The sequence below is a fragment of the Pandoraea sp. B-6 genome, assembly GCF_000282835.1.
GTDB classification, from domain to species: Bacteria; Pseudomonadota; Gammaproteobacteria; order Burkholderiales; family Burkholderiaceae; genus Pandoraea; species Pandoraea cepalis.
Map to the genome: position 1 here is coordinate 1 of NZ_KB290516.1, position 18,080 is coordinate 18,080.

The following is an 18,080-nucleotide window of genomic DNA, read 5'->3' on the forward strand; positions in this document are numbered from 1 at the left end:
GGCGGCAGTGCCGGCGCCAGCAGCGGCGGAGGCGTGGGGGCTTCCGGACCGGGCGGTCGTGGCATCGGTGGCGCGGCCGGCGGAAACGGGCTTGCCGCGTTCGGCGGCCCCAGCGGTTTTGGCGGTGGCGGTGGATGTTCGATGAACGGCTTGAATGGTGAGGAGACGTGCCCCTGAGTCAGTCCCGCGTGGGCCGTCCGCGTTCGGCACAACGCGGGCGGGCGCTTGCCTGCGGCATTTGCCGATGCCTGCCAACGCGCTTTGCAGGTTTATCGTCGGTTCCTGATGCGACCGGCTGACGGCCTCGCCGTCAGCCGTGCCACCCCCCCGGCCCGTGATCAGGCAGTTCTCCCGGCGACACGCCCCTTCGGATGACCGAAGGGGCGTTTTTTTATGCGACCGATGAATCGACGCGCGGAGGATATCGAAATGCCGATTGTGTATTTCGCGTAAACCCGTATCTATGGCAGCATCCTGGGTCTGGGCCGTGCAAGGGCGTTGCCGTCCCTTGTGCGACCGTTGTGGACCCATCAAGTCCGCCCCATCGAACGGGCGCTCAACAGGCGCCAAATGAGCAATAGGAGAAATCGCACATGCTGTCCCGTCAACTGATTCACGCGTTCCTCGGCGCCACGTTTGCGCTGGCCTCTCTCGGTGCCACGGCCCAGACGGCCGCCAAACCCCTGAAGGTCGGCACCATGGCCGGCTCGGATGCGCAGATCTTCGAAGTCGTCAAGAAGGTCGCCCATCAGCGCGGCCTCGAGATCAAGATCATCGAGTTCAGTGACTACGCACAGCCGAACGCCGCGCTCGACGCCGGCGACCTGGACGCCAACGGCTTCCAGCACAAGCCGTTCCTCGACAGTCAGGTCAAGGATCGCGGCTACAAGATCGTGAGCGCCGGTCTCACGTACGTCTCACCGCTGGGCTACTACTCGAAGAAGTACAAGTCGCTGAAGGATCTGCCGAATGGCGCCAAGGTCGGTATTCAGAACGACCCGTCCAACGGCAACCGTGCGTTGCTCCTGCTGCAGAAGGAAGGCCTGATCAAGCTGCGTGCCGGTGCTGGCGTCAATGGCAAGAACGCGACCCCGCTGGACATCGCCGAGAACCCGAGGAAGCTGAAGATCGTGGAACTGGAAGCGGCGCAACTACCGCGTGCGCTGCCGGATCTGGATGCCGCCTCGATCAACACCAACTTCGCGGCACAAGCCGGTCTCGTGCCGAAGCGCGACGCGATCGCCATCGAAGATCTGAAGGGGCCCTACGCCAACCTGATTGCCGTGCGCGCACAAGACCTGAACAAGCCGTGGGTCAAGCAACTGGTCGACGCCTATCACTCCGACGAAGTGAAGGCATTCATCGAGACGCAGTTCAAGGGCGCGCTGATTCCCACGTGGTAATCGTCGGCGTTCCGTGCGATGCGCATCGCGCGCGTCGTTCGTCGTAGGTCATGGACCGGGGTTTCGACCCCGGTTTTTTTATGTCGTCGCGACGGACATATGGCTACGCAGGCATGACATCGTTTGACTAGAATGGAAAGTGAGATTCGGACCGACGGGAGGTCGCCATGTCCATGCTCAACGTTTCGATGATGCTTGTGGCGCTGCTTGTCGGCTTCGCCATCGGCATGTTCTTCGACCATTTCTGGGTAACGCATCACGACGAGCCGTCCCAGCACAGGCGCCTGGATTGGCACGAGATGTGGGACCGCATCCGTCACCAGCACTGACGAGCGGGCCGTACCTGAAGCGCAAGCCTCAGCCGTCGACAGTGTCGCGCAGTTTGCGCCAGAGCGTGGAGCGGCTGATGCCGAGTGCCTCGCAAGCGGCGCCGCGGTCGCCACCGCACGCCGCCAACGTGGCGTGAATGCGGGCAAGGTCTTCGGCTGCGCGACGGGCACGACCTGTCAGCGGCGCTGACGCTGAGTGTGATGTTTCGACGCCGGGGACGCGGGCGCGATGGGTGTCGTGCGCGTCAAATTCGCGTCCGTTGGTCGTGTTGATGACATCGGGCGGCATCGGTGTGCCCAGTTCATCGGTCATCGCGCCCAACTCCGGGGCAATCTCGATCAACCTTGCACGGCTGATCTCGTGCGCGTCGACGACATCCGCGCATACGACGGCAATGCGTTCCAGAAGGTTTTCCAGTTCGCGGACATTGCCCGGCCAGCGATAGGTCGCGAGCAGCGGCATGAGCGACGCCTGCAGCGCCTCGACGCTCATGCGCGCTCCCGCGCGGGCGAGTGCGCGTTCGAGAAAGAGGGGGGTCAGGCGCGGCAAGTCCTCCATGCGTTCGCGCAGTGCCGGCAGCACCATGCGCAGGATGTTGAGCCGGTAGTACAAGTCTTCACGGAACCCCCCCGCGGCCACCCGCTGGCGAAGGTCGCGGTGAGTGGCCGCAATCACGCGCACGTCGCAGGGCACGGGCTCGGTCGCGCCAAGTCGCAGCACCTCGCGCTCCTGCAGCACCCGCAACAGACGCGTTTGCAGCGGCATTGGCATTTCACCGATTTCGTCGAGAAAAATGGTGCCGTTGTGCGCCGTCTCGAACAACCCCGCCTTGCCGCCGCGCCGTGCGCCCGAGAAGGCGCCGTCCTCATAGCCGAACAGTTCGCTCTCGAGCAGCGTTTCCGGAAACGCCGCGCAGTTGATGGCGACGAACGGATAGTCGCGCCGTCGACTGGCATTGTGAATGCCTTGTGCGAGCAGCTCCTTGCCGGTGCCGCTCTCGCCGTGGACGAGTACGGTCGAGTCGGTCTGGGCGTAGCGGCGTGCCAATGCACGCACCTGCGACATCGCGTCGGAATCGCCGATCAGATCGTCGAGGCGATAGCGCGCCACGAGATGGCGTGGGCGATGGCGCGAGCGTAGCGAGCGATCCACGCGCGCAAACGACTGCGAGTCCTGGCACGTCAGCAGCGCGCCCGTGAGCGTGCCCTGATCGAGCAAGGGAATGCGATTGATGACCCACGTCTTGCCGGCCATCGAGACAATGGCCTCGAGTTCGGCGCTCGCGCTCTCCAGCGTGCGCGCGATGTCGAGCGCCGGGGCGATGGCATCGAGCGGACGGCCGACCGCATCGGTAACGCTCACGCCGAGCATGCCCGCCATCGGGACGTTGATCGCTTCGATGCGCCCGTTCAGATCGACGGCAGCGACCCCTTCGTGCAAGTGTCGCAGCACGGTATCGAGCCGCTCGCGGCGTTGCGCTTCGATGCGTCCGAAGCGCGCGACTTCGAGTGCCGTGTCGAACGCGGCGCGCACCGAATCCTGCGAATAGAGAAAGACGCCCGCGAGTCCGGCTCGCTCGGCCAGTTCAGTCACCAGCCCGGGGCCGACAATGACCTCGATGCCTTCGTCGCGCAGCCGGTGCACAAGGTCTTCCGCATCGTGGCGGTCGAAATAGGCGTGTTGCGAGATGTCGAGGTGGAACGCGCTCTTGAAGCGCTCAAATTCTGGCGCGGGTCGGGCATACGACACCAGCGCGATACGCGACGCGGGCGAGGGCGCAGGCCGCGCGCGGCGCGCCCGTGCCAGCGCATGCATCACGTCGAAGCCCGTCACTTTCACGAGCACCACGGGCAGGGCAAGGCGCTCGCGCAGGAAGGCACCGTTCGAGCCAGCGGCGACAATGCCGTCAACACTGCCCGCGGGCAGGCGCTCCAAGGCTTCGATGACGGCTTCATAGCCTTTGTCGATGATCTGCACCTCGGCTTGCGCGGCGTAGTCCGGCACGATGTCGCGGTACAACTCGCCGAGCTTGCTGATGCCCACGGCCCAGATCACGGGTTTTCGAACGGCGGTGACCGGTTGCGCAAACCCCGCGCGCGCGGCGCTCGGAGCCGCCGTCGACAGGCGAGGGGGTATCGCGGGGGAGAAATTTGGCATGACCGGACTCATCGATAGGTGCAGGCGGGTGCGCGGCGCGCGGACGCGGGCCACCGCAGGAGACTGACTCGAATCGTAGCATAATGCAACTATACGTTTCATCTTATGTTTCAATATGAAACATGGTGCGACGAATGCCCGGCGCGAAGCGACGCATTCGACTTGACGCGCGCGTCACACCCGAGAAGAATTTCCGCTGCGAAATGAATGTCTTAGCGATGCGACGGTGCAGTTGGCGCGCATCCGGATAGCGGGCTGGCACGGTCATTGCTAACTACCTTGCCATCACTCAACCCATGTGCGATTTGGCAGCTTCCACCGCCGGCCGCACACGACACGATCGAGGCACTCACGTGACGCAAACCCATCGTTCGGCCGGCGCCGCTTTTCGCGAGGCCGTCAAGACCGAGCAACCCTTGCAGGTTGTCGGCGCCATTAACGCGAATCACGCCTTGCTGGCCAAGGCGGCTGGTTTCAAGGCGATCTATCTCTCCGGCGGCGGTGTCGCAGCGGGGTCGCTCGGCCTGCCCGATCTGGGCATCTCCACGCTCGACGACGTGCTCACCGACGTGCGCCGCATCACCGACGTATGCGATCTGCCGTTGCTCGTCGACGTCGATACCGGCTTCGGGCCGTCGGCGTTCAACATCGCGCGCACGGTGCAGTCGCTCATCAAGTTTGGCGCGGGCGCCATGCATATCGAGGATCAGGTCGGCGCGAAGCGTTGCGGCCATCGTCCCGGCAAGGCCATTGTGAGCCAGCAGGAGATGGTCGATCGCATCAAGGCGGCGGTCGACGCCCGCACCGACGAGAACTTCGTCATCATGGCGCGCACCGATGCACTGGCCGTGGAAGGTCTGCAGGGGGCCATCGATCGCGCATGCGCCTGCGTCGAAGCCGGCGCCGACATGATCTTCCCGGAAGCGATGACCGAGTTGCCGATGTACCGCCAGTTCGCCGATGCCGTGAAAGTGCCGGTGCTCGCGAACATCACGGAGTTCGGCGCGACACCGCTGTTCACTGTGGAAGAACTCAAGAGTGCGCAGGTCGGTCTTGTGCTGTACCCGCTCTCGGCCTTCCGCGCCATGAACAAGGCGGCGCAGAACGTCTATCAGACGATTCGCCGCGACGGCACGCAAAAGGCCGTGCTCGACACGATGCAAACCCGCGCCGAACTCTATGAGAGCATCGGCTACCACGCTTACGAACAGAAGCTCGACGCGCTGTTCGCCCAACAGAAATAACTGAATCCCTGATCCTGGAGGAATGAGCATGAGCGAGACGACTGCCACCGGCTTCAAGCCAAAGAAATCCGTCGCCCTGTCGGGGGTGACTGCGGGCAACACCGCGCTGTGTACGGTGGGCCGTTCGGGCAACGATCTGCATTACCGCGGCTACGATATTCTGGATCTGGCCCAGACCTCGGAGTTCGAGGAAATCGCGTACCTGCTCGTCTATGGCAAGCTGCCGAGCGTGGCGGAGCTGCGCGGCTACAAGGCCAAGCTCAAGGCGCTGCGCGGCCTGCCGGCCGCCGTCAAGGACGCGCTCGAGACCGTACCGGCCGCCGCCCACCCGATGGACGTGATGCGCACGGGCGTCTCGGTGCTGGGCACCGTGTTGCCGGAGAAGGACGATCACAATGTGCCGGGCGCGCGCGACATCGCCGACCGTCTGATGGCCAGCTTCGGCTCGATGCTGCTGTACTGGTACCACTTCAGCCACAACGGCGTGCGCATCGATGTGGAGACCGACGACGACAGTATCGGCGGCCACTTCCTGCACCTGCTGCACGGCGAAAAGCCGTCGGACTTGTGGGTGCGCGCCATGCACACGTCGCTGATCCTTTACGCGGAGCATGAATTCAACGCGTCCACGTTCACCGCGCGCGTGATCGCGGGCACGGGCTCGGACATGCACTCCGCCATCACCGGCGCCATTGGCGCCTTGCGCGGCCCGAAGCACGGCGGCGCGAACGAAGTGGCGTTCGAGATCCAGAAGCGCTATGACTCGCCCGACGACGCCGAGGCCGATATCCGCCGCCGCGTCGAGAACAAGGAAGTGATCATCGGCTTCGGTCACCCGGTCTACACCGTGAGCGATCCGCGCAACAAGGTCATCAAGGAAGTCGCGCACGAATTGTCGAAGGATCAGCAGAATACGAAGATGTACGACATTGCCGAGCGTCTGGAATCGGTGATGTGGGACGTCAAGAAGATGTTCCCGAACCTGGACTGGTTCAGCGCTGTGAGCTACCACATGATGGGCGTGCCCACCGCGATGTTCACGCCGCTGTTCGTGATTGCGCGCACGTCGGGCTGGAGCGCCCACGTCATCGAGCAGCGCATCGACAACAAGATCATTCGTCCGAGCGCCAATTACACCGGTCCGGAAGATCAGCAGTTCGTGCCGATCGACAAGCGCTGAGTCTGCCTGCGTCGGGCCTTCCTTGCCCGGAAGGCCCCGGGGCGGCGGTCGCTTCGCCGCTGTCCCGCGCAGGCGTCCGGCACGCAGGCGCATCGTCTGCTTACGGGTTACGCTGCCATCCACCGGGCCGATACTTTCCTCACATGATGAATTCCGAATACCGTAAATCCCTGCCCGGGACGTCGCTCGATTACTTCGACGCCCGCGCCGCTGTCGAGGCCATTGCGCCGGGCGCCTACGACACGCTGCCCTACACGTCGCGCGTGCTGGCCGAGAACCTCGTGCGCCGCTGCGATCCGGCGGCACTGACCGACGCCCTCAAGCAACTGATCGAGCGACGCCGCGATCTCGATTTCCCCTGGTTTCCTGCTCGCGTGGTGTGTCACGACATTCTCGGCCAGACCGCGCTGGTCGATCTCGCCGGGCTGCGCGACGCCATCGCGGCGCAAGGCGGCGATCCCGCGCTCGTCAATCCGGTCGTGCCGACGCAACTCGTCGTCGATCACTCGCTCGCCGTCGAGTGCGGCGGCTTCGATCCCAACGCGTTCGCCAAGAACCGCGCCATCGAAGATCGTCGCAATGAAGATCGTTTCGACTTCATCAACTGGACGAAGCAGGCGTTTCGCAACGTCGACGTGATTCCGCCGGGCAATGGCATCCTGCACCAGATCAATCTTGAGCGCATGAGCCCTGTGATCCAGGTCTCGGGCGGCGTGGCTTATCCGGACACGCTCGTGGGCACCGACTCGCATACGCCGATGGTCGATGCGCTGGGCGTGATCGCCGTCGGTGTGGGCGGTCTGGAAGCCGAGAGTGTGATGCTCGGGCGCGCGTCGTGGATGCGTCTGCCGGATATCGTCGGCGTGGCACTGACGGGCAAGCCGCAGCCGGGGATCACGGCGACGGATATCGTGTTGGCGCTCACCGAATTCCTGCGCAAGGAGAAAGTGGTGTCCGCCTACCTGGAGTTCTATGGCGACGGGGCGGCAAACCTCACGCTGGGCGACCGCGCCACGATCTCGAACATGGCGCCCGAGTTCGGCGCCACGGCGGCGATGTTCTACATCGACGCGCAAACGATCAAGTATCTGAAGCTCACCGGTCGCGAGGACGCCCAGGTCGCGCTGGTCGAGACCTATGCGAAGCAGACCGGCCTCTGGGCCGACACGCTGACGCACGCGCAATACGAGCGCGTGCTTACGTTCGATCTGTCGAGCGTGGTGCGCAACATCGCTGGCCCATCGAATCCGCACAAGCGTGTGCCGACGAGTGAGTTGGCCGCGCGCGGCATCAGCGGCAAGGTCGAAAACGAACCGGGCCGGATGCCCGACGGCGCGGTCATCATCGCGGCGATCACGAGCTGCACGAATACCAACAACCCGCGCAACATGATTGCGGCGGGATTGTTCGCGCGCAACGCCAATCGCGCGGGCCTCACGCGCAAGCCGTGGGTGAAGAGCTCGCTCGCCCCGGGGTCGAAGGCCGTCACGCTGTATCTGGAGGCCGCCGGGTTGCTGCCGGAACTGGAGGCCCTCGGCTTCGGTGTGGTGGCCTATGCGTGTACGTCATGCAACGGCATGTCGGGCGCGCTCGACCCGGTCATCCAGCAGGAGATCATCGAGCGCGACCTCTATGCCACGGCTGTGCTCTCGGGCAACCGTAACTTCGACGGTCGCATTCATCCGTACGCGAAGCAGGCGTTTCTCGCGTCGCCGCCGCTGGTGGTGGCCTATGCCATCGCCGGGACGATCCGTTTCGACATCGAGAAGGATGTGCTCGGGGTCGATGCCAACGGCAAGCCGGTGCGCTTGGCCGACCTTTGGCCGAGCGACGAAGAGATCGACGCGATCATCGAGCGCAGCGTCAAGCCAGAGCAATTCCGTCGCGTCTATGAGCCGATGTTTGCCGCGTCGGTCCACGCGGGCGAGACGGCCGATCCGCTGTACGACTGGCGCGAGATGAGCACCTATATCCGTCGTCCGCCGTATTGGGAAGGGGCGCTCGCGGGTGAGCGTACGTTGTGCGGCATGCGCGCGCTGGCGGTGCTGGGCGACAACATCACGACCGACCACCTCTCGCCGTCGAACGCGATCATGGCCGACAGCGCGGCCGGTGAATACCTCGCGAAGATGGGCCTGCCGGAAGAGGATTTCAATTCCTACGCCACGCACCGCGGCGACCACCTGACGGCGCAGCGCGCCACGTTCGCCAACCCGACGCTCAAGAACGAGATGGTCGTGGTCGACGGGCAGGTCAAGGCGGGGTCGCTCGCGCGTATCGAGCCGGAAGGCAAGATCACCCGCATGTGGGAAGCGATCGAGACGTACATGGCGCGCAAGCAGCCGCTCATCGTCATTGCCGGGGCCGATTACGGCCAGGGTTCGTCGCGCGACTGGGCGGCCAAGGGGGTGCGGCTGGCGGGCACTGAAGCCATCGTTGCCGAGGGTTTCGAGCGCATTCACCGCACCAATCTGGTCGGCATGGGCGTCTTGCCGCTCGAATTCAAGCCGGGCACGAACCGCAAGACGCTCGGCATCGACGGCAGCGAAACCTTCGACGTGACCGGTGAGCGCACGCCGCGCGCCGATCTCACGCTGGTCATCCATCGTCGCAATGGCGAGCGCGTGGAAGTGCCGGTGACCTGCCGTCTCGATACGGCCGAGGAAGTGTCGATCTACGAGGCGGGCGGGGTGCTGCAGCGCTTCGCGCAAGACTTTCTGGAATCGTCACAGGCGGCTGCCTGACCTGCCCGAGGAGAGACGTGATGGCGCATCAGCCACAAATTCGAATACCCGCCACCTACATGCGTGGCGGCACCAGCAAGGGCGTGTTCTTCCGCCTGCAAGACCTGCCCATCGCCGCACAGGTGCCGGGCACAGCGCGCGATGCGCTGCTCATGCGCGTGATCGGCAGCCCGGACCCCTACGGCAAGCAGATCGACGGCATGGGCGGGGCGACGTCGAGCACGAGCAAGACGGTCATCCTCGCGAAGAGCGAGCGACCGGAGCACGATGTGGACTATCTGTTCGGGCAGGTGTCGATCGATCAGACGTTCGTCGACTGGAGCGGCAACTGCGGCAATCTGTCGGCGGCCGTCGGCCCGTTCGCGATCAGCGGCGGCTTGGTGGATCCGGCGCGGGTGCCGCGCGATGGCGTGGCCGTCGTGCGTATCTGGCAGGCCAACATCGGCAAGACGATCATTGCGCACGTGCCGATGACGGACGGTGCGGTGCAGGAGACGGGGGATTTCGAACTCGACGGCGTGACGTTCCCGGCCGCCGAAGTCCAGCTCGAATTCCTCGATCCGGCCGCCGAGGACGACGGTGAGGGGGGAGCCATGTTCCCGACCGGCAACCTCGTCGATGACCTCGAAGTCCCCGGTGTGGGCACATTCAAGGCGACGATGATCAACGCCGGCATTCCCACCATCTTCCTCAATGCCGAGGACATTGGCTACCGGGGCACGGAGTTGCAGGACGCCATCAACAGCGACGCGAAGGCGCTGGCGATGTTCGAGACGATTCGAGCGCACGGTGCGATCCGCATGGGGCTGATCAAGGACGTGTCCGAAGCCGCGACGCGTCAGCACACGCCGAAGGTCGCGTTCGTGGCGAAGCCGGCGGGTTATACGGCCTCGAGCGGCAAGCAGGTGAACGCGGCCGATGTCGATCTGCTGGTGCGCGCGCTGTCGATGGGCAAGCTGCATCACGCGATGATGGGCACGGCAGCCGTTTGCATCGGTGCGGCGGCGGCGATACCGGGCACGCTCGTCAATCTCGCGGCCGGCGGCGGTGTGCGCGACGCCGTGCGCTTCGGGCATCCGTCGGGCACGTTGCGCGTGGGCGCGCAAGCGACGCAGGAAGGCGGCGAGTGGACGGTCACCAAGGCCCTCATGAGCCGCAGCGCCCGGGTATTGATGGAAGGATGGGTGCGCATTCCGGGCGACGCGTTCTGAGGGGGTAACCTTCGCCCCACGATGAGCGTGGGGCGGTGTGGCGATTCCGGCGGCCGGCGAGCATTGCGCTCTCCGGCCGCTTATCATGGGAGGTCTCGGCAAGCCGCTTCGTCTTCAGGATGGCGGCTTTCGTCAACGTCACAGGAGGCCGTCCATGTCCGCAGGCATCTCGAATGTGCGTCCCGCGCCCGACAAGGTGCTGACCGATATTGTCGACTATGTTCTCACCTATGAGATCCGCAGCGATCTCGCCTTTGAAACCGCTCGCCACTGTCTGATCGACACCCTCGGGTGCGGCTTCGAGGCGCTGTCCTATCCCGCGTGTACCAAGCTGCTCGGCCCCATTGTGCCGGGTACGTTCGTGCCGAACGGGGCAAAGGTTCCCGGCACGCCGTATCAGCTCGACCCGGTGCAGGCGGCGTTCAGCCTGGGCGCGATGATTCGCTGGCTCGACTTCAACGACACGTGGCTGGCGGCCGAATGGGGACATCCGTCCGACAATCTCGGCGGCATTCTCATGACGGCCGACTGGCTCTCACGCACGGCGGTGGCGCAGGGGCAGCCGCCGCTGACGATGCGCCATGTGCTCGCCGCAATGATCAAGGCGCACGAGATCCAGGGCTGTCTGGCGCTGGAGAATTCGTTCAATCAGGTCGGACTCGATCATGTGGTGCTGGTGAAAGTCGCGTCGACGGCGGTCGTTGGGGAAATGCTCGGGCTTTCGCGCGATGAGCTGATCAACGCGCTCTCGCTCGCGTTCGTCGACGGGCAGAGCCTGCGCACCTATCGTCACGCGCCGAACACGGGCAGCCGCAAGTCATGGGCGGCGGGCGACGCCACCAGCCGCGCGGTGCGACTGGCCCTCATGGCACGTTCGGGCGAGATGGGCTACCCGTCGGTACTGACCGCCAAGACGTGGGGCTTCTACGACGTTTTGTTCAAAGGCCAGCCGTTCGCGTTCCAGCGGCCGTATGGCGAGTACGTGATGGAGAACGTGCTGTTCAAGATTTCATTCCCGGCGGAATTCCACGCGCAAACGGCGGCAGAGGCGGCGATGACGCTGCACGCTCAGTTGCAGGCGATGGGACGCAGCGCGCAGGACATCCGGTCGGTGAAGATTCGCACGCATGCGGCGGCGATTCGCATCATCGACAAGCAGGGGCCGCTCGCCAATCCGGCGGATCGCGATCACTGCATCCAGTACATGGTGGCGGTGCCGTTGCTGTTTGGGCGACTGACCGCGGGCGACTACGAGGAGGCAGTTGCCACCGACCCTCGCATCGATGCGCTGCGTGCGAAGATCGTCTGCGAGGAAGATCCGCAATTCACGCGGGATTATCACGATCCCGACAAGCGATCGATTGCCAACGGGCTGACCGTCACCCTGAGCGACGGGACGGCGCTCGACGAAGTGCTGGTCGAATACCCCATTGGCCACAAGCGTCGCCGAGCCGAGGGCATTCCCCTGCTCGTAGAGAAATTCAAGACGAATCTGACGCGGCGCTTCGCGGCGCGCGCGCAGGCCCGCATTCTCGACGTCGCGCTCGATCAGCAACGACTCGAGGCGATGCCGGTGCATCAATTCGTGGATCTGATGGTGTGAGCGCCGGGAGGCGTGCGTCGCACGCGCTGTGTTGTGCTGCGGCGGCGCTCGGGGTGGCGGATGTTTGATTGACGAGCGCGCGAGCGGCCCGATGACTGTCGGGCCGTCGCGGCGACTCGGATTCAGCCCTTGTGCGTGTAACGCAGGCGCGTCATTTGTTCCGCGCTGTCGGCCAGCAGGCCGGCCGCATCGGCAATCGCCTTCTCCAGCGTGGTCGGGCCGAACGTCAGCGAGAAGCATCCCGAGAACACGCGCGACAGGCTGTCGAGCGCGCTACGGTCGATGGCGCCCGAGAGCAGCGAGGCCGTCGCCCCGGCCCTGATCGCCACCTGCGCGGCAATCATCGGGGTCTTGCCGGAGAGCGTCTGACCGTCGCTGCGGCCTTCACCGGTGATGAGCCAGTCGGCCCCTTCCACCGCTTGCGGCAGCCCGACGCGCTCGGCCACGACTTCCGCACCAGAGCGAAACTTCGCACCCAGCAGGTGCAGCGCAAAGCCCAGGCCGCCCGCCGCCCCTGCGCCTGCGCGGCTGGCGGCTTCATTGGCGTTGAACGCGCGATGCGCATGGCCCGCGAAATGCGCGATGGCACGGTCGAGCGGCTCAACCTGCGCGTCGCTCACGCCCTTCTGCGGCCCGAAAATCGCCGTGGCGCCTTGCGGGCCGTTGAGCGGATTGTTCACGTCGGACATGGCGATCAGTTCGCAGTCCTTCAGGCGGGCGTCGAGTCCGTTCAGATCGATTGACGCCACGCGATGCAGCGCGGCGGGCACAGGCGGCACCGCTTCGCCCGACGCGTCGAGCAAGCGCGCACCGAGGCCGACGAGAAGGCCCGCGCCACCGTCGTTGGTGCTGCTGCCGCCCAGGCCGATGAGCACGCGGCGTGCGCCGGTATCGAGCAGTGCGCGCAGCAGTTCTCCCAGGCCGACCGTCGAGCGCTCGGCCACCGGCGTCTGCATTCCGACCGGGTCGGTAATGCTCACCACGTTGGCGCTTTCCAGCACACCGGTGCCGTCGGGCATGAGGCCATACTCGGCCATGACCGATGCCTGGCCGGCGCCACGCACCGAGAGTGGTACACGGCGTCCGCCTGCGGAGAGCAGGGCGTCGAGCGTGCCTTCGCCGCCATCTGCCATCGGACGCAAGCGCAGGTCGGCCTGCGGCAGTACCCGCGCAATGCCGGATGCGATGGCGCGCGCCACTTCCGGGGCACTCAGCGAACCTTTGAACGAATCGGGGGCGATGACGATGATTGGGGCTTGCGCATTGCTGGACATGGAAATCGGGACAGTCGCAAAAAGGTATACGGGTTGGCAGGATTCACGTGCGTGTCATGCCCGCGAGTTGTTATCGCTTATGACTTACCGGCCGGACGGTTGATCCTGGGCCCGGTAGACGGGATGGCACGTCGGCTCGCAGCAGGGTGGGGCGCGAGACGATGCGACGCAGTGTGACAGAAACCAGCAATATACGCGATTCGGGCCAGCGCGCATTGCGCGAATTGCCATGCTATGAATAACGCGGGTAAGATGAGCGCCAACTGACCGTGCGTCGCCCGAAAGGCCGCGCGGCCCGTGCAAGCCGGCGCCGATGCCTGGCTTGTTGCGGCAGAAGAACGACAATGCGTGTGCGACAGCCATTTGCGAGCGTGGAGCGGGGGCATGAACCGGGGCAAAGACAGGAATTCGGGCACGTCGCGCGTGTCGCGGCGCAGGGCGGCGCGCGCGATGGCCGCATCGGCCGCAGCGAGTATCGGGCTCGCCGTGTTGCTGGCTGGGTGTGCGCAGACGACGCCGGTCGTCGCGCACGACGATCCGCCGGTGGGCAGCGTGGCCGACGTTGCACCGGAAAATGTAAAAGTCGAGACGTTCCCCGCCTATCGCGACACCGTTGCGGATGCCCGTGGCAATGGTGCTGTCTGGCAAGGATCGTCGAAGAAGACCACCGCCCGCGTGAGTACCTGCACGGCGCATCTGTGGAAGCGGCAACTGCCGCATGCACGGGTGCAACGCTCGAAGGCAGGCGCGGGCCAGACACTTGAACTCTCCTCCAGCAACGACGGCGTGCTCGCCGTGCTTGACCTGGCGCCGCACAAGCCGGGTAGCGAAGGCACGTTGTATCTCGGTTCGACGGCCTCCCAATCGCTCGCCGATGCCGTGCGCCGCTGCCTCTGACGGCGTCGCGCCAGGCGACGAGGCAGGCGCTCATGCGGCGGTCACGATAACGTCATACCCCGTCGGGGTATCATGACGGCGAACGCGTGGCCGGCCGGGCCGCGCGAAGGCTTTTACTGCGTGCGTGCCGATGTCTCATACTGAACCGATCGACGTCTCCGAGGCGCAAACGAATGCCGGCGATGCCGAGCAGGCGTCGCTGAATCCGCGCCAACAGGCGCTTTTCGACGCCGTTCGTCGCGATGGCTTTCTCACGGTCGATGAACTCGCCGCACGCTTCGAGGTAACGCCGCAGACGATCCGGCGGGACATCAATTTCCTGGCCGAACGCAAGTGGGTGCGTCGCTACCACGGCGGCGTCGGGCTGCCGGGCGGGGCCGAGAACGACGCCTACGATGCCCGTCAGACCCAGTTGGCCGACGAGAAGCGACGCATCGCCGTACGTCTTGCCGAACAAATTCCCGATCACGCCTCGCTCTTCATCAACCTGGGCACCACGACGGAAGCCGTGGCCCGTGCACTGTCGCGTCATCGTGGGTTGCGCGTCATTACCAACAATCTGCACGTCGCTGCCATGATGAGCGGCTATGCGGACGCCGAAGTCATCATTGCCGGCGGCGTGGTGCGCGCACGCGACCAGGGCGTGACGGGCGAAGCGACGCTCGATTTCATCCGTCAGTTCAAGGTCGATTTCGGCATCGTCGGTATCTCTGCCATCGATGCCGACGGCACGCTGCGCGACTTCGACTACCGCGAAGTGCGCGTGGCCGAGGCGATCATCGCGCACTCTCGTACCGTCTTTCTGGCCGCCGATCACAGCAAGTTCGGGCGCCCGGCGCTCGTTCGCCTGGGGCACCTGTCACAGGTTGATGCCCTGTTTACCGATCGCCCGGTGCCCGCTGGCATGGCCGACGTGATCGCCGAGGCCGGTACTCTGGTACACGTCGCGGACTGACGAGGGGGCATCAACCCCCGTCAGGCGCGTATTCGCGCATCGGGACCGTAGAATGCGCGAATTCGAAGCTCCAGTACGCCAATCTGTTAGAATTCGAACATTGATGTTCGTAAACGAATATAAAGCGAACATTTTCGAACTTTTCCTGATTTGACGCTCAACCCCCGGAGTGACGACGTGCAGACACCCGCTCAATCGCCATCGGACAACACACGGCCTCCCTACGACCTGCTGGTCGTGGGCGGCGGGATCAACGGAACGGGCATTGCGCGCGACGCGGCCGGTCGCGGCCTGCGCGTGTTGCTCGTCGAGCAGGACGATCTGGCGTCCCACACGTCATCCGCGAGTACCAAGCTGATTCACGGGGGGCTGCGCTATCTTGAGTATTACGAATTCGGCCTGGTGCGCAAGGCGTTGCAGGAGCGCGAGGTGCTGCTGCGCGCCGCGCCGCACATCATGTGGCCGCTGCGCTTCGTGATGCCACACATGCCGAATCTGCGACCGGCGTGGATGATTCGCGCGGGGTTGTTTCTCTACGATCACCTCGCCCGGCGTGAAATCCTGCCCGGCTCGCGCGGTATCGATTTGCGCCAGCATCCGGCGGGCGCTCCGCTGCGTCGCGATTTGACGCGCGGCTTCGTCTACTCGGACGGCTGGGTGCAGGACGCGCGTCTGGTCGTGCTCAATGCGCAGGACGCGGCCGAGCGCGGCGCGACGATTCTCACGCGCACGCGGCTCACGGGCGCCGAGCGTGGCGAGCGCCTGTGGACGGCCCAACTCGAGACGTCCGAAGGTGCGCACCAGACCGTGCGTGCGCGCGCCATCGTCAACGCGGCCGGGCCGTGGGTCGGTCATTTGCTTGGCGACGTGTTGCACCAGCAGGCCACGCATCGCGTGCGCATGGTCAAGGGCAGCCACATCGTGACACGCAAGCTGTTCGATCACGATCACGCCTACATCTTCCAGAATCCCGACAAGCGCATCATCTTCGCGATCCCCTACGAGCGCGACTTCACCCTGATCGGCACGACCGACATCGAATATCACGGCGATCCGGCGAACGTCGCGATCAACGACGATGAGATCGCCTATCTCTGCCAGTCCGCCAGCCAGTATTTCACCCGACAGATCGCGCCTGCGGATGTCGTCTGGACTTACGCGGGCGTGCGTCCGCTGATGGAGGAGGAAGTCTCCAACCCGTCGGCGGTCACGCGCGATTACAAGCTGGAACTGGACGCGCCCGGCACGCGCGCCCCGCTGTTGTCGGTGTTCGGCGGCAAGATCACGACCTACCGTCGACTCGCGGAAGAAGCGATGTTGCATTTGCGCGGCCCGCTGGGTTTCGCGCACGGCGATTGGACGGCGGGCGCGCCGCTGCCGGGCGGCGATATGGCCGAGCCGGATGCCGGTGCGTTCGAAACATCGCTGCGTGCGCAGACGTCGTGGCTGCCGCCGGCGCTCGCGCATCGATACGCGCGCACCTACGGCACGCGCACGCATGTGCTGCTTGGCGAGGCGAATTCGCTCGACGGACTGGGGCGGCGCATCTGCGGCGATCTCTACGAGGCCGAGCTGCGCTATCTTGCGCAATACGAATGGGCGCGCACGGCGCAAGACGTGCTGTGGCGCCGGACCAAACTCGGTCTGCATCTCGGCAAGGATGGCGAAGCCAGCGTGCAACAGTGGTTTGCCCAGCAGGCGGAAATGGCGGCCTGAGTTCCGCTGAATAAACAGGAGACGTCGGCAATGTCAGGAGGCGCGTACATCCTCGCGTTCGATCAGGGCACGACCAGCTCGCGAGCGTTGCTGTTCCATCGCGATGGCCATGTCGTGGCGACCGCGCAGAAGGAATTCCGTCAGATTTATCCGCATCCGGGCTGGGTCGAGCACGACCCGCGCGACATCTGGGCGACGCAGGCCGGGGTCGCGGCGGAAGCGCTGACGCACGCCGGTGTCGGGGGGCGCGACATCGCGGCCATCGGCATTACGAACCAGCGTGAGACGACCCTCGTATGGGATCGTCGTACGGGCGAGCCGGTGTACAACGCCATCGTCTGGCAGGACCGCCGCACGGCGGATTTCTGCGATGCGCTGCGTATGCAAGGGCACGACGATCTCGTTGCAAGCCGCACCGGGCTTCGGCTCGACGCCTATTTCTCGGGCAGCAAGATCCGCTGGATTCTCGACAACGTGGCCGGTGCGGGCGACGCCGCCAACGCCGGGCACCTGGCCTTCGGCACCGTCGATAGCTGGCTCGTGTGGCATCTGACCGGTGGCAAGTTGCATGTGACCGACGTGTCGAACGCGTCGCGCACGCTCCTGTTCAACATCCACACGCTCGACTGGGACGACGAACTGCTCGCGCTGCTCGATGTGCCGCGCAGCCTGTTGCCGGAGGTTCGCTCATCGAGTGAGGTATACGGACACACGGCCACGTCGCTGTTCTCCGTGCCGGTGCCGATTGCAGGCATCGCGGGCGATCAGCAGGCGGCGCTCTTCGGGCAAATGTGCCTCTCGCCTGGCATGGTGAAGAACACCTACGGCACGGGGTGCTTCATGGTGATGAACACCGGCGACAAGCCGCACGCGTCGCGCCATAATCTGCTCACGACGGTGGCCTGGAAGATCGGAGACCGCGTCGACTATGCCCTCGAGGGCAGCATCTTCATCGGTGGCGCGGTCGTGCAGTGGTTGCGCGACGGGCTGGGCATCATTCGCCATTCGCGCGATGTCGAGGCGCTCGCGACCAGCGTGCCCGACGCCGATGGTGTCGTGCTGGTGCCCGCGTTCGCCGGACTGGGCGCGCCGCACTGGCAACCGCGCGCGCGTGGCACGCTGTTCGGCGCAACGCGTGGCACGACGGCGGCGCACGTGGCCCGTGCCGCGCTCGACAGTATCGGATTCCAGACGCTCGATGTCTTGCGCGCGATGGAGGCCGACGCGGGGCTGCATGTGTCGGAGCTGCGTGTCGACGGCGGCGCCGCGGCCAACGATCTGCTGATGCAATGGCAAGCGGATTTGTTGGGCGCGGACGTGGTGCGCCCCAAGGTCATCGAGACGACGGCGGCCGGCGCCGCCTATC

At 65.2% G+C, this 18,080-nt stretch carries 13 protein-coding genes; 11 read left to right on the forward strand and 2 right to left on the reverse strand.

What is annotated here, in order from left to right; translation table 11 throughout:
* Positions 1–593: 593 nt before the first annotated feature.
* Positions 594–1,403: a MetQ/NlpA family ABC transporter substrate-binding protein gene (locus A985_RS0110585; protein ID WP_017233376.1), complete on the forward strand. Its 810-nt coding sequence runs from the start codon at positions 594–596 to the stop codon at positions 1,401–1,403.
* 167 nt (positions 1,404–1,570) lie between these two features.
* Positions 1,571–1,732: a hypothetical protein gene (locus A985_RS28150; protein WP_017233377.1), complete on the forward strand. Its 162-nt coding sequence runs from the start codon at positions 1,571–1,573 to the stop codon at positions 1,730–1,732.
* Positions 1,733–1,760: 28 nt separating this feature from the next.
* On the opposite strand, the gene prpR is transcribed toward A985_RS28150, so the two are convergent.
* Positions 1,761–3,890, reverse strand: a complete 2,130-nt coding sequence (gene prpR, locus A985_RS0110595; protein ID WP_083902268.1) for a propionate catabolism operon regulatory protein PrpR — start codon at positions 3,888–3,890, stop codon at positions 1,761–1,763.
* A gap of 353 nt (positions 3,891–4,243) precedes the next feature.
* Between prpR and prpB the strand changes: the two genes are divergently transcribed.
* From prpB to A985_RS0110625, 5 genes are all read left to right on the forward strand, one after another.
* On the forward strand, positions 4,244–5,134 hold the full coding sequence (gene prpB, locus A985_RS0110605; protein WP_017233380.1) for a methylisocitrate lyase: 891 nt from the start codon (positions 4,244–4,246) through the stop codon (positions 5,132–5,134).
* 28 nt (positions 5,135–5,162) lie between these two features.
* Positions 5,163–6,314 carry a 2-methylcitrate synthase gene (gene prpC / locus A985_RS0110610; protein WP_017233381.1) on the forward strand — a complete coding sequence of 384 codons (1,152 nt, stop codon included), beginning with the start codon at positions 5,163–5,165 and terminating at the stop codon, positions 6,312–6,314.
* Between the two features lie 146 nt (positions 6,315–6,460).
* On the forward strand, positions 6,461–9,058 hold the full coding sequence (gene acnD, locus A985_RS0110615; RefSeq protein WP_026131840.1) for a Fe/S-dependent 2-methylisocitrate dehydratase AcnD: 2,598 nt from the start codon (positions 6,461–6,463) through the stop codon (positions 9,056–9,058).
* A 20-nt stretch (positions 9,059–9,078) separates the two neighbouring features.
* Complete coding sequence (gene prpF / locus A985_RS0110620) at positions 9,079–10,269, forward strand: 2-methylaconitate cis-trans isomerase PrpF (RefSeq protein WP_017233383.1); 1,191 nt, start codon at positions 9,079–9,081, stop codon at positions 10,267–10,269.
* A 154-nt stretch (positions 10,270–10,423) separates the two neighbouring features.
* Positions 10,424–11,872 carry a bifunctional 2-methylcitrate dehydratase/aconitate hydratase gene (locus tag A985_RS0110625; RefSeq protein WP_017233384.1) on the forward strand — a complete coding sequence of 483 codons (1,449 nt, stop codon included), beginning with the start codon at positions 10,424–10,426 and terminating at the stop codon, positions 11,870–11,872.
* A gap of 122 nt (positions 11,873–11,994) precedes the next feature.
* Here A985_RS0110625 and A985_RS0110630 read toward each other — a convergent pair whose 3' ends face one another.
* Entirely contained in the window at positions 11,995–13,146 is a 1,152-nt protein-coding gene (locus A985_RS0110630) for a glycerate kinase (protein ID WP_017233385.1), read from the reverse strand.
* A 384-nt stretch (positions 13,147–13,530) separates the two neighbouring features.
* On the opposite strand from A985_RS0110630, the gene A985_RS0110635 reads away from it, so the two are divergent.
* The 4 genes from A985_RS0110635 to glpK all read left to right on the forward strand — a co-directional run.
* The gene (locus A985_RS0110635) at positions 13,531–14,043 is read left to right on the forward strand and encodes a hypothetical protein (RefSeq protein WP_017233386.1); all 513 of its coding nucleotides are present in this window, start codon (positions 13,531–13,533) and stop codon (positions 14,041–14,043) included.
* 130 nt (positions 14,044–14,173) lie between these two features.
* Entirely contained in the window at positions 14,174–14,998 is an 825-nt protein-coding gene (locus A985_RS0110640) for a DeoR/GlpR family DNA-binding transcription regulator (RefSeq protein ID WP_017233387.1), read from the forward strand.
* 177 nt (positions 14,999–15,175) lie between these two features.
* A complete protein-coding gene (gene glpD / locus A985_RS0110645; RefSeq protein ID WP_017233388.1) occupies positions 15,176–16,714 on the forward strand; it encodes a glycerol-3-phosphate dehydrogenase in 1,539 nt (512 codons plus the stop codon).
* 30 nt (positions 16,715–16,744) lie between these two features.
* The coding region (gene glpK / locus A985_RS25030; RefSeq protein WP_017233389.1) for a glycerol kinase GlpK at positions 16,745–18,080 on the forward strand (1,336 nt) is incomplete at its 3' end.